12 protein-coding genes are annotated in these 11,704 nt (G+C 71.5%); 5 read left to right on the top strand and 7 right to left on the bottom strand.

What is annotated here, in order from left to right; translation table 11 throughout:
* Nucleotides 1-16 precede the first annotated feature (16 nt).
* On the bottom strand, nt 17-886 hold the full coding sequence (locus tag ACZ51I_RS23200; protein WP_468878979.1) for an NAD(P)-dependent oxidoreductase: 870 nt from the start codon (nt 884-886) through the stop codon (nt 17-19).
* A 103-nt stretch (nt 887-989) separates the two neighbouring features.
* On the opposite strand from ACZ51I_RS23200, the gene ACZ51I_RS23195 reads away from it, so the two are divergent.
* Entirely contained in the window at nt 990-1,964 is a 975-nt protein-coding gene (locus ACZ51I_RS23195; RefSeq protein WP_468878976.1) for a GlxA family transcriptional regulator, read from the top strand.
* Here the strand turns inward: ACZ51I_RS23195 and ACZ51I_RS23190 are convergent.
* A complete protein-coding gene (locus ACZ51I_RS23190) occupies nt 1,930-3,216 on the bottom strand; it encodes a geranylgeranyl reductase family protein (protein ID WP_468878973.1) in 1,287 nt (428 codons plus the stop codon). The two genes, ACZ51I_RS23195 and ACZ51I_RS23190, sit on opposite strands and share 35 nt — an antisense overlap.
* 112 nt (nt 3,217-3,328) lie before the next feature.
* Here ACZ51I_RS23190 and ACZ51I_RS23185 point away from each other — a divergent pair, with 112 nt between their 5' ends.
* Together ACZ51I_RS23185 and ACZ51I_RS23180 are read left to right on the top strand one after the other, a co-directional pair.
* Nucleotides 3,329-4,051, top strand: coding sequence for a peptidase inhibitor family I36 protein (locus ACZ51I_RS23185; protein ID WP_468878971.1), 723 nt, complete (start codon nt 3,329-3,331; stop codon nt 4,049-4,051).
* Nucleotides 4,048-5,526, top strand: coding sequence for a phosphodiester glycosidase family protein (locus ACZ51I_RS23180; RefSeq protein ID WP_468878968.1), 1,479 nt, complete (start codon nt 4,048-4,050; stop codon nt 5,524-5,526). Before ACZ51I_RS23185 ends, ACZ51I_RS23180 begins: the two co-directional genes overlap by 4 nt.
* Before the next feature lie 12 nt (nt 5,527-5,538).
* Here ACZ51I_RS23180 and ACZ51I_RS23175 read toward each other — a convergent pair whose 3' ends face one another.
* From ACZ51I_RS23175 to ACZ51I_RS23160, 4 genes are all read right to left on the bottom strand, one after another.
* Nucleotides 5,539-6,234, bottom strand: a complete 696-nt coding sequence (locus tag ACZ51I_RS23175; protein ID WP_468878966.1) for a demethylmenaquinone methyltransferase — start codon at nt 6,232-6,234, stop codon at nt 5,539-5,541.
* 553 nt (nt 6,235-6,787) lie between these two features.
* Nucleotides 6,788-7,387 (bottom strand): imidazolonepropionase-like domain-containing protein, encoded by a 600-nt coding sequence (locus tag ACZ51I_RS23170; RefSeq protein ID WP_468878964.1) that lies wholly within the window; start codon nt 7,385-7,387, stop codon nt 6,788-6,790.
* Between the two features lie 5 nt (nt 7,388-7,392).
* Nucleotides 7,393-8,592 carry a cyclic dehypoxanthinyl futalosine synthase gene (gene mqnC / locus ACZ51I_RS23165; RefSeq protein ID WP_468878961.1) on the bottom strand — a complete coding sequence of 400 codons (1,200 nt, stop codon included), beginning with the start codon at nt 8,590-8,592 and terminating at the stop codon, nt 7,393-7,395.
* Between the two features lie 287 nt (nt 8,593-8,879).
* Nucleotides 8,880-9,752 carry a menaquinone biosynthetic enzyme MqnA/MqnD family protein gene (locus ACZ51I_RS23160; RefSeq protein WP_468878958.1) on the bottom strand — a complete coding sequence of 291 codons (873 nt, stop codon included), beginning with the start codon at nt 9,750-9,752 and terminating at the stop codon, nt 8,880-8,882.
* 261 nt (nt 9,753-10,013) lie between these two features.
* On the opposite strand from ACZ51I_RS23160, the gene ACZ51I_RS23155 reads away from it, so the two are divergent.
* Entirely contained in the window at nt 10,014-10,217 is a 204-nt protein-coding gene (locus tag ACZ51I_RS23155) for a cold-shock protein (RefSeq protein WP_015035453.1), read from the top strand.
* Between the two features lie 97 nt (nt 10,218-10,314).
* Here the strand turns inward: ACZ51I_RS23155 and ACZ51I_RS23150 are convergent, their stop codons facing one another.
* Nucleotides 10,315-11,151: a M23 family metallopeptidase gene (locus ACZ51I_RS23150; protein ID WP_468878954.1), complete on the bottom strand. Its 837-nt coding sequence runs from the start codon at nt 11,149-11,151 to the stop codon at nt 10,315-10,317.
* Nucleotides 11,152-11,303: 152 nt separating this feature from the next.
* Here ACZ51I_RS23150 and ACZ51I_RS23145 point away from each other — a divergent pair, with 152 nt between their 5' ends.
* Entirely contained in the window at nt 11,304-11,702 is a 399-nt protein-coding gene (locus ACZ51I_RS23145) for a DnaJ family domain-containing protein (RefSeq protein ID WP_468878952.1), read from the top strand.
* Nucleotides 11,703-11,704 lie beyond the last annotated feature (2 nt).

The raw sequence follows: 11,704 nt of genomic DNA, 5'->3' as shown, positions 1-11,704 counted from the left end.
TCGGGAACGTTCTGTTCTATGTGCGGAAGGATTCGATGATCCGGGCGTAACTGTCCCCGCCGTGGCCCGCCGCCACCGCCTCCCTCATCAGCTCCAGGTGCAGCCGCGGCAGCCGCCCGTCGATCCCCCGCTCCTCGCCCGCGTGCAGCAGGTGCCCGATGGTCGCGACCTGGACGTCGATGGTGGCGTCGTCGCCCGGGTACTCCCCCGCGTCGATCTGCTCCGCGTACGTGGTGAGGAACCAGGACACCGTGCGCAGCCAGCGCACCGACACCGCCGTGAACTCCTTGGCCGGCACCCCGTCCGCGCCCGCGAGCGCGGTGGCGTGCAGCCAGCCGCCGAAGACCGACCACATCAGGCCGAGCAGCCCGGCGTCGTAGAGCGAGGCCAGTCCCGCGTCCGCGCCCAGGTCGACCGGGTCGCCGAGGACCTCCAGGGTCGCCCGGTGCTCGGCGAGGAGCCCCGGACCGCCCGCGTAGAGGATCATGCTGTCGCTGTCGCCGACCCCCGGCGGGGTGGTCATGATGCCGCCGTCGAGATAGCCGGCGCCGTGGCCTGCGGCCCACTCGGCCTCCTCGCGGGCCTGCTCGGGCGAACCGGAGGTGAGGTTGACCAGGACCCGGCCGCGCAGCGCCCCGGCGGCGGGGGCGAGGAGGGCGCGGGCCGCCGGGTAGTCGAGGACGCAGACCACGACGAGTTCGCCCGCCTCGACGGCCTCGGCGACGGTGGCGGCCTGGACGGCTCCCCGCGCGACGAGCGGGGCCGCCTTCTGCGGGGTGCGGTTGAAGACGGTGGTGGGATGGCCGGCGTCGAGGAAGGCGCCCGCGAGGGCGGCGCCCATCTGCCCGAGGCCGATGACGGTCACTGGAGTGCGCTTCGTGCTCATGGCTCCACGCTCGCAGCGCGCGGATCCCGCCGACAGCGGAGGAACCGACCCGCTGCGCACGGTTCCTGCCACGGTGTCAGTGCCGTGTCGTACGGTCGGGTGCATGAGCGCTGGAGCGGTCGCCGTCGTCCTCGTCCCCGACGAGCGGGGCGGGCTTTCGCCGTGGGACCTGTACGAGCTGTCCACGGTCTCGATGGTGTTCGGCGTGCCGCACACCGACCTGGCCGACCCCTGGTACGCGCTGAGGGTGTGCGGCCCGGTCCCGCACGCCACGCACGGCTTCGACGGACTCGCCGGCGCGGACACGGTCATCGTGCCGTCGGTGCCGGACGAGGTGGCCGAGGGCCGCCGGGAGGTGCCCGCCGAGCTCGTCGCGGCCCTGCGGGAGGCGGACGCGGCGGGGGCGCGCATGGTCTCGATGTGCACCGGCGCGTTCGCGCTCGCGGCGGCCGGGGTCCTGGACGGCCACCGGGCCGTCGTCCACCGGAACTACGCGGCCGCGCTGGCCGCCCGGCACCCGCGGGTCACCGTCGACGCCTCGGTGCTCTACACCGACGAGGGACGCGTGCTCACCAGTGCGGGCGCCGCCGCCGGCCTGGACCTGTGCCTGCATCTCGTACGGAGGGACCTCGGCGCCGCGGTGGTGGGCGAGCTGGCCCGGCGGCTGGTCGTCCCCGCGCACCGCCCCGGCGGGCAGCCGCAGTTCGTGGCGGCGCCGGTGCCGGCGAGCGACGAGGACAGCCTGGGGCCGGTCCTCCACTGGGCCCTGGAGCACCTGCACGAGCCCCTGTCGGTGGACGAACTCGCGCGCCGGGCCCGGATGAGCCCGCGCACCTTCCACCGCAGGGTGCGGGAGGCCCACGGCACCACCCCGCTGCAGTGGCTGCTGCGGCAGCGCGTGGCGCGGGCCCAGACCCTCCTGGAGTCGACGGACCTGCCGGTGGAGCGGATCGGTGAGGAGAGCGGGCTCGGCTCGGCGGCGAACCTGCGCCGCCACTTCACCCTGGCCGTCGGGCTCTCCCCCACCGCCTACCGGCGCTCGTTCACGCCTTCGGCGCCACCTTCGAGAGGCCGTTGATGATGCGGTCCATCGCGTCGCCGCCCGTCGGGTCCGTGAGGTTCGCCAGCATCTTGAGGGTGAACTTCATCAGGAGCGGGTGGGTCAGGCCGCGCTGGGTCGCGATCTTCATGACCTTCGGGTTGCCGATGAGCTTCACGAAGGCGCGGCCCAGCGTGTAGTAGCCGCCGTAGGTGTCCTTGAGGATCTGCGGGTAGTTCCGCAGGGCCAGTTCGCGCTGGGCGGGGGTCGCGCGGGCGTGTGCCTGGACGATGACGTCGGCCGCGATCTGGCCGGACTCCATGGCGTACGCGATGCCCTCGCCGTTGAACGGGTTGACCAGGCCGCCCGCGTCACCGACGAGCAGCAGGCCCTTGGTGTAGTGCGGCTGGCGGTTGAAGGCCATCGGGAGGGCGGCGCCGCGGATCGGCTGCGTCATGTTCTCCGGGGTGTAGCCCCAGTCCTCCGGCATGGACGCGCACCAGGCCTTGAGGACCTCGCGCCAGTCCAGCTCCCGGAAGGCCTTCGAGGAGTTGAGGATGCCGAGGCCGACGTTGGACGTGCCGTCGCCCATCGGGAAGATCCAGCCGTAGCCGGGCAGAAGACGGTCCTGCGGCCCGCGCCGGTCCCACAGCTCCAGCCAGGACTCCAGGTAGTCGTCGTCGTGGCGGGGGCTGGTGAAGTACGTCCGCACCGCCACGCCCATCGGCCGGTCCTCGCGCCGGTGCAGGCCCATGGCGAGGGAGAGCCGGGTGGAGTTGCCGTCGGCGGCGACGACCAGCGGGGCGTGGAAGGTGACGTCGCGCTTCTCCTCGCCCAGCTTCGCGTGGACACCGGTGATCCGGCCCGTACGGTCGTCGATGACGGGCGCGCCGACGTTGCAGCGCTCGTACAGCCGGGCGCCGGCCTTCTGCGCCTGGCGGGCGAGCTGCTCGTCGAAGTCGTCGCGCTTGCGGACGAGTCCGTAGTCCGGGTACGAGGCGAGCTCCGGCCAGTCGAGTTCGAGCCGGACGCCGCCGCCGATGATCCGCAGGCCCCTGTTCCGCAGCCAGCCGGCCTCTTCGGAGATGTCGATGCCCATGGAGACGAGCTGCTTGGTGGCGCGTGGGGTGAGGCCGTCGCCGCAGACCTTCTCCCGGGGGAACGCGGTCTTCTCCAGGAGCAGGACGTCGAGGCCGGCCTTGGCCAGGTAGTACGCGGTGGTGGAGCCGGCCGGGCCTGCCCCGACGACGATCACATCTGCGGTGTGCTCGGAGAGGGGCTGCTCGGTCACGGCGGATCTCCCGGAGACTCGACGGTAAGGGGGGTACGGACGTACCGGGGCAGTCTATGGGGGCCCGTGACGGACTGGTCGGAGGGCCACCCCTCGGGCAAGATCATCGATCGTGACCATCACTCGTACACACATACGGAGAGGCACGCTGCTCGCGGCCCTCCTCGCCCTGCTCTGTTCGGCCTTCCTCGTGCTGCCCGGGAAGGCCGACGCCGCCGCCTTCCCCGACTGCCCGGCCGGACAGTTCTGCCTCTACGACGGCAGCGGCGGAACCGGCACCCGCACGGACGTCGCCGAGGGCGCCAAGGCCGAACGGGACGCCGGCACCGTCCTCTCCGTGAAGAACAACACCGGTATGTGGGCCTGTGTGTACGGTAGGTCCGAGTACGGCGGCGGCCTCCAGACCGTCAAGCCGGGCAACGCCGACGAGTACGTCGAGGGCGGCACCCGCTGGGTCGTCGGCTCGTACAAGCTCGTGCCCACCCGCGCCCTGTGCTTCACCGGCTACGAGCGCTGCCAGGACGGCCAGGTCTGCACCTTCGCCGAGCGCAACGGGCGCGGCGCGATGACCGTCCACGACCCGGGCCCCGACGCCGCGACCCAGAACTACGGCAACAGCTACGGCCCCGAGGTAGCCCCCGCGTCCGTGTTCAACCGGACCGCCAAGCACCTCTGCTTCTACCCGAACCCCGACTACACCGGCACCTGGACGCAGGGCACCACGTCGTACGGCGCGTACGTCGTGCTGCGCGGCCAGAGCGTCACCGTCCCCGCGCCCTTCGCGGGCACGTTCCGCTCCCACGAACTCGTCAACGGAACCTCGGAGTGCCAGTGACCACGTCCCTGCGCCCGGCCCTCGCCGTCGCCGCCGCCCTCACCGCGACCCTCGCCCTGACCACCTCCAACGCCCCCGCCTCCACGGCGGTGGACGGCGTCCTGAGCCCGCTCGCCGCCAACTGGGAGCAGACCCCGGTGCCGGGCGCCGCCGAGCTTCCCGCCGGCATCACGGTCACCAACTGGACCGAGAAGAACCTGGACAACCGCACCAGACCGCGCATCCTCCAGGTCGTCGAGATCGACCCCACCGCCGCGCCGCTCGACCTTTCGAGCACCGTCGGCGCGGGCGACGGTCTGGCCGAGACGGTCGCCGACCAGCTCGCCGGGGTCAGCTCGGCGCCCTCCCGGCACCCCGTGGCGGGCGTCAACGGCAGCCTGTTCAAGTCGGAGACGCCGCACCCGGACCTGGCGGCCGCCGGTCCCGTCACCCTCCAGCACATGAGCGTCTCGGTCACCGACGGCGTCCTGCACGGCTCCAGCTGCTGGGGCGGCGGCCAGGGCACATCGGGGGCCGTGATCCAGTACGGCGTCCCGTACATCACCAAGCTGCGCACCGACCTCGGCCTGACGGCGGCCGACGGCGCGCCCGCGCGCCTCGACGACATCAACCGGGACCCGGGCCGCGCCCGCGGCTGCGCCCGTGACGCCGAGGACAGGCTCGTCGCCGAGTCGATCACCGGGCAGAAGGGCGTCTACACCGACCCCGACGAGATCGTCCTGTTCACGTCCGACTACAAGTACCCGGTGCCCAAGCCCGGCCTCGACCCGACGGTCACCACCGACGACGACCCCGGCTACGAGGTCGTCCTCGACTCCACGGGGAAGGTGACGGCCGCCCGCGCGAGCCGCGGCGGCGGCAAGGGCAACACCGCCCAGGTCAGGGTGCCGTCCGGCGGCCGCATTCTCCAGGGTGTCGGCACCGGTGCCACGTGGCTGCGCGACCACGCGCTCCTCGGCACCACGCTCAAGGTCTCCCAGAAGCTGACCGACACCCGGTTCGCCCGGGAGATCCCTCTGGACCCGTCGGTGGACGTCGTGAGCTCCTTCCACCAGCTCCTGCGCAACGGCGACATCCCGGCCGAACTGCCCGACACCTGCGGCGACACGAGCCCCGGCGCCACCCCCGGCACCGAGATCTGCACCGACTCGCGGGTGGCCCTCGGCACGAACGTGCGGGGCCACACCGTCTTCGTCACCCTGACCGGACAGCCTCAGCCGGACAACACCACCACCCACGAGGACGGCGCCTGGCTGCACGCCTTCGGGGAGCTCCTGGACTCCGACGAGCTCGGCCTGATCGACGCGCTCAACCTCGACGGCGGCGGCTCGGCGACCCTGATCACCGCCACCACCACCGCCGGCACCACCGTCCGCACCCCGCCGACGGACCGGGTGAACGGCGTGTACGTGCACCGGGCGGTCTCCGACGCCGTGTACGCCGGAATCAGCGGCTACGGCATGTACAAGAAGTAGGCCGAAGCCGCCCTACGCCTGCTTGAACCCCCGGTGGAGCGCCACGATGCCACCCGTCAGGTTCCGGTGGGCCACCCTCGACCAGCCGGCCTTCTGGAGCATGCCCGCCAGGGTCGGCTGGTCCGGCCAGGACTGGATGGACTCCGCGAGGTACACGTACGCGTCGGGGTTCGAGGAGACGGCACGGGCCACCGGCGGCAGCGCGCGCATCAGGTACTCCTCGTACACCGTGCGGAACGGCGCCCAGGTGGGGTGCGAGAACTCGCAGATGACGACCCGGCCGCCCGGCTTCGTCACCCGGTACAGCTCGCGCAGCGCCTGGTCCGTGTCCTGGATGTTCCGCAGGCCGAAGGAGATCGTGACCGCGTCGAAGACGTCGTCGCGGAAGGGCAGGTTCATGCCGTCGCCGGCCGTGAACGGCATCCACGGGTGCCGCTTCTTGCCGACCTGGAGCATCCCCAGCGAGAAGTCGCACGGCACCACGTACGCCCCCGCCCGCGCGAACGGCTGCGAGGAGGTGGCCGTGCCGGCGGCGAGGTCGAGGATCTTCTGCGCGGGACGGGCGTCGACCGCCTTCGCGACCTCCTTGCGCCACCGGCGGTCCTGCCCGAGGGAGAGGACGTCGTTGGTGAGGTCGTAGTTGGCCGCCACGTCGTCGAACATCGTGGCGACTTCGTGCGGCTGCTTGTCCAGGGATGCGCGGGTCACTGGCGTTCGGCCTCGCAAGGTCGGTGCGGACGGATCCGCCCATTCTGGCAGGCGGGCCCCGGCCACCCCGCGCGGGCCCGCCGGGCAGCCTGCGCAGCACGATTTCCCGATTTCCCGGAACTCCTTTCAACCTTTCCGGGCCCGGCGTGCTCAAGGACGGTCGAGCGCGACGCGCAGCTGGCGGCGCCGTTCGGACTGGAAGGTGCGGGTCAGCACCGTCTTGGCGTACGCGTACGGATGACCGGGGGCCGGAAGGCGGCGGCTCTGCTCGATGAGCTGCTGCCCCCGAAGGTCACCGACCGGTCATATCAGTGAATGGCAGGGCCTGACGTCCGTGCAGTACCAGTACCGCACGAGCCGGGTCGAGCTCTCCGTGTACGCGGGGATGTCGGGGAGGGCCGGGACGGCGGCGGCGCCGCTGAAGGCACGCGACTTCTTTGCCGTGGCCGCGGACCCGCGCTTCCTTGAGCTGGTGAGGAGCGCGGACGCACGTCCGGTGGAGGAGCGGGAGGAGCCTTGGGGCGGCCGGGACCGGAGCTGGTTCCGGGACGGCTCAGCGGGCGCGGTAGACCAGTCGGCCGGCGATCACGGTGGCGACGCAGGTTGACGCGCCCAGGCGGACCAGGGAGGCGCGGTCGGGAACGTCGAAGACCGCGAAGCGGGCCGGGCCTCCCGGCTCCAACCCCGGCAGGAGGATGAGCGGGCTCGGGGAGAAGGAGGGGGTGCCCGGGAGCTTCTCCGGGCGGCGGCCCACCGCCAGGCCCGCCCGGCGGACGGCGTCCGCCGCCGCCTGACCGCGGAGTTCGCCCGCGACCGCGACCGTCCCGTGCGCGAGGAGCCGCTGCACGGCGCGGCGCGCGGAGGCGCCCCGCCGTGAGGCGTCCATGCGGAAGATCCGCTGCGCCCGCTCGCCGGTGATCGGCTCGGTGCCGAAGCCCTCGGCCTCCCGGGGGTCCGGGTGGTACATGCCTTCGAGGAGTTCGGGCCCGTACGGGTTGAGCAGGCCGGGCGTGAGGATGCCCGGCCACTCGCGGAGCCGCGCCTCGGGGCGCACCGCGGCCAGGTCCTCGTACGGGCCGACGGCCGCGACGAGGCCGCCGTCGACCAGGACGGCGGTCTCGGGCGACGCCTCGGCGACGTGGATCGTGAGCACGGGCGTCAGCGGGCGTCGAGGAGCTTCAGCTCGGGGTGCGCCGTGCCGCCCTCGATCGCGGTCGAGGAGATGTGCGAGGCGACGCGCTCGTCCACCGGGTCGTTCGCCGGGTCGTCGTGGACGACGATGTGCTCGTACGTCGTGGTGCGCTGCGCCGGGACGCGGTCCGCCGTGCGGATCATGTCGATCATCTCGCGCAGGTTGGAGCGGTGCCTGGCGCCGGCCGAGGAGACGACGTTCTCCTCCAGCATGATCGAGCCGAGGTCGTCCGCGCCGTAGTGCAGGGTCAGCTGCCCGATCTCCTTGCCCGTGGTCAGCCACGAGCCCTGGATGTGCGCGACGTTGTCGAGGAAGAGCCGGCTGACGGCGATCATCCGGAGGTACTCGAAGAGCGTGGCCTGCGTCCGGCCCTTGAGGTGGTTGTTCTCGGGCTGGTACGTGTACGGGATGAAGGCCCGGAAGCCGCCCGTCCGGTCCTGCACGTCACGGATCATGCGCAGGTGCTCGATCCGCTCGGCGTTGGTCTCGCCGGTGCCCATCAGCATGGTGGAGGTCGACTCGACGCCCAGCCCGTGGGCGATCTCCATGATCTCCAGCCAGCGCTCGCCGCTCTCCTTGAGCGGGGCGATGGCCTTGCGCGGCCGCTCGGGCAGCAGCTCGGCGCCGGCGCCCGCGAAGGAGTCGAGACCGGCGGCGTGGATGCGGGTGATCGCCTCCTCGACGGAGACGCCGGAGATCCTGGCCATGTGCTCGACCTCGGAGGCGCCGAGGGAGTGGATGACCAGCTGGGGGAAGTCCTTCTTGATGGCGGCGAAGTGCTTCTCGTAGTACTCGACGCCGTAGTCCGGGTGGTGCCCGCCCTGGAACATGATCTGGGTGCCGCCGAGCTCCACGGTCTCCGCGCAGCGGCGCAGGATGTCGTCGAGGTCCCGGGTCCAGCCCTTCTTGGTGTCCTTCGGCGCGGCGTAGAAGGCGCAGAACTTGCACGCCGTCACGCAGACGTTCGTGTAGTTGATGTTCCGCTCGATGATGTACGTCGCGATGTGCTCGGTCCCCGCGTACCGGCGGCGGCGCACGGCGTCGGCGGCGGCGCCCAGCGCGTGCAGGGGCGCCGAGCGGTAGAGGTCGAGCGCCTCCTCGGGGGTGATCCGGCCACCCGCGGCGGCGCGGTCGAGAACAGACTGGAGTTCGGCCTTCTCGGTCACCGGGTGCGTCCCTTTCGGAGGGGTTATGACAGACCGAACCAGCCTACGCCAGGGCCCCTCGCGGCTCGTGCGGGGTGCGGGTCGGCGGCCGCCGGTGTCCGGGGAGGGGTCGGATCCGTGACGCGCGAGCGGGGGAACGGCGAATAGCCGGTGAATTGCGGGTGCGTCCCCCTTACCGGCGCCCGGGGCGGAGCGACCGCATTCCGCATGGTGCGCGGAAAGGCCCGCCCGGCACGCGGGAGCGCCTGCCGGTATTGCTTTCCCGCCGCTCCCCGCGGCTCCGCCGCTTATCGCGCCGGGCGCGGCAGGAGTTCCACCGCGACGTCCGCCGGGAAGCCGGTCGTGGGGCCGGTGCGGCGGGCGAACTCGCGAACGCCCGCGAGCTGCTCGGGGCCGAATCGGAAGTCGAGCGTGCGGAAGTACCGCTCCAGGAGTTCGGCGTCGAAGGTCTCCCAGCGGGCGGCCTGCTCGGCGACCTTGGCGACCTCTTCGAGGGAGAGGTCACGCGAGGCCAGGAACGCCTGGTGCACCTCGTGGACGGTCTCCGGCTCGCTCGCCAGGAAGTCCTTGCGCGCCGCCCAGACGGCGAAGACGAACGGCAGGCCCGTCCACTCCTTCCACATCAGCCCCAGGTCGTGGACCTGGAGGCCGAGCCGGGGCGCGTCGTGCAGGGAGGCCCGGAGCGCGGCGTCGCCGATCAGGACGGCGGCCTCCGCCTCCTGCATCATCACGCCGAGGTCCGGCGGGCACGTGTAGTAGTCCGGCTCGACCCCGTACTGCTCGGAAAGGAGCAGCTGGGCGAGGCGTACGGAGGTGCGCGAGGTGGAGCCGAGGGCCACGCGCGCGTGGTGGAGCTCCGCCAGGGGCCGTTGGGAGACGATCACGCAGGACATGACGGGCCCGTCGCAGCCGACGGCGATGTCAGGGAGGGCGACCAGGTCGTCGGCGTTGCGGAGGTACTCGACGAGGGTGATGGGCCCGATGTCGAGATCGCCCCGGACGAGCCGCTCGCTGAGCTTCTCCGGCGTGTCCTTGGTGAGCTCGAGATCGAGGAGCGTCCCGGTCCTGGCCAGGCCCCAGTAGAGGGGGAGGCAGTTCAGGAACTGGATGTGTCCGACGCGGGGCCGGCTGCGCTGCTGGTCGTCGGTTGCTTTGTCCACATCGCGAGGCTAGACCCGTCTCGCGGTGTGGGCATCGGCGGGGCACGCCCGTCAGTGCCCGGAAGAGAATCAAACATCCGGGTGACGTGATCTTTACCTCTACCGCCGCGAGGGGCCTGCGTGCTACGCTCAACGCAAGTTGCAGTTTGGTTTCCCTTGCAGTACAGAGCCTGCGGAGCATGTAACCCGCAGGCTTTTGTAGTTTTCAGACTTGTTTGCAGGTTCTGGAGCAGGGCGACCCTTTGGCCCATAGGAGGGCTCATGGCTACCGGAACCGTGAAGTGGTTCAACGCTGAAAAGGGCTTCGGCTTCATCGCCCAGGACGGCGGCGGCCCGGATGTCTTCGTCCACTACTCCGCGATCAATGCGAACGGCTTCCGCTCGCTCGAGGAGAACCAGCTCGTGACCTTCGACGTCACGCAGGGCCCGAAGGGCCCGCAGGCGGAGAACGTCTCCCCGGCCTAGTTGCCCGGGTCGGCGAAAGCACGACTAGAGCAGTACCCAAGGAGCCCCGCTCCGTGCCTCGGCACGAGCGGGGCTCCTGCCCTTTTCCGGGCCGCTTTCAGCAGTTCGGGATCACGGCGCCGTTGTTGTCGCGGGCCTCGTCGTTGCCCCAGCGGGACAGGTAGTACGCCGACACGTACGCTCCGTAGCCGTTCTTCCCGGCGTAGACGGTGTCGAGGTCGGTCCGCAGCCACCAGTGGTTGTAGTTCCCGGAGCCGTCGCGGACCTCGGCGCCCCAGACCTTGCAGTAGACGTAGTTCGTGCCCGCGTTCAGCACGCCCTGCGGGTCGTTCGTGTTCGCCTGGGCGTATCCCGTGGCGTTGGCGAAGGTGTCGACCCAGTACTTTCCACCGCCGCCGCCCGAGCACCCGTTGTCGCTGGTCAGGAACTTGGAGCCGTAGGAGCCCGGGTAGGGGGCGAGGGAGACGCCGTTGATCAGGATCGTCTGGCCGACGCCGTTGTAGAGCTGCTCGTAGTGGATGTGGGCGCCGGAGCTGTTGCCCGTGGAACCGGTGGTGCCGATCTGCTGCCCCTGTGCGACCCAGGCGCCGTCGGCGACGGAGTAGGCGCTGAGGTGGAAGTAGTACGTCTTCCAGCCGCTGCCGTGGTCGATCACGATGTAGTTCCCGGCGCCGGTCGGCTGGGAGTAGCGCCGGGCCGTGCCGGACGCCGAGGCGAGGACCGGGGTGCCGGCGGTCGTGCCGCCGTCCGAGCGGACGAAGTCGAGCGCCTGGCGGACCTCGGCCGAGTGGTGGCTGTAGGTCCAGGTCTGCCCGCAGGGGTAGGGCGCCTTGAACAGCGGCGCGGCCTGGGCGGGGGTCGTGGTGACGAGCGCGGTGAGCAGGCCCGCGACGAGCGCGAGGAGGGTGCCGAGGGGGGTGATCCGTGCACGCATGCGTCCTCCGGTGAGTGGGTCGGGGATCGGCGGAACATGGGCGGAGCAAGGGTCGACGCGCGTTGAACGGACCTCAGAGTGCCGGAAGATCGCGTGCCGCAGTAGCCGACGAAGACCACACCCGATCGGCGGTGGGTACGTAGTCTGGACACATGACCGAACGCAAGCCGCCCGGAGTCAGCTTCGAGTCGTTCGTCGACAAGCAGATCCGCGAGGCCGCGGAGCGCGGCGATTTCCGGAGCCTGTCCGGCTTCGGCAAGCCCCTCCCCGACGACTCGGCCCCGTACGACGAGCTGTGGTGGATCAAGGGGAAGATGCACCGCGAGGGCGCGTCCGTGCTGCCGCCCTCCCTCGCCCTGCGCAAGGAGGCCGAGGACGCGGAGGCGGCGGTGGCGGCGGCCGTCTCGGAGAGCCAGGTCCGCCGCATCCTCGGGGAGATCAACACCAAGATCGCCGAGGCCCTCGCCCGTCCGCCGGCCGGTCCCCCGCTGAACCTGGGGCCGTTCGACGTGGAGGCGGCCGTGGAGCGGTGGCGGCAGGAGCGTCCGTAGGT

The sequence above is a fragment of the Streptomyces sp. NPDC034084 genome, assembly GCF_055575535.1.
The sequence above is the reverse complement of the archived record's forward strand: the minus strand, read 5'-3'. Positions and strand labels throughout refer to the sequence as shown.

Bases quoted from the DNA above. Each gene is read 5' to 3' on its own strand.
- ACZ51I_RS23200 (WP_468878979.1), bottom strand. From the start codon at position 886: ATGAGCACGAAGCGCACTCCAGTGACCGTCATCGGCCTCGGGCAGATG.
- ACZ51I_RS23195 (WP_468878976.1), top strand. From the start codon at position 990: ATGAGCGCTGGAGCGGTCGCCGTCGTCCTCGTCCCCGACGAGCGGGGC.
- ACZ51I_RS23155 (WP_015035453.1), top strand. From the start codon at position 10,014: ATGGCTACCGGAACCGTGAAGTGGTTCAACGCTGAAAAGGGCTTCGGC.
- ACZ51I_RS23150 (WP_468878954.1), bottom strand. From the start codon at position 11,151: ATGCGTGCACGGATCACCCCCCTCGGCACCCTCCTCGCGCTCGTCGCG.
- ACZ51I_RS23145 (WP_468878952.1), top strand. From the start codon at position 11,304: ATGACCGAACGCAAGCCGCCCGGAGTCAGCTTCGAGTCGTTCGTCGAC.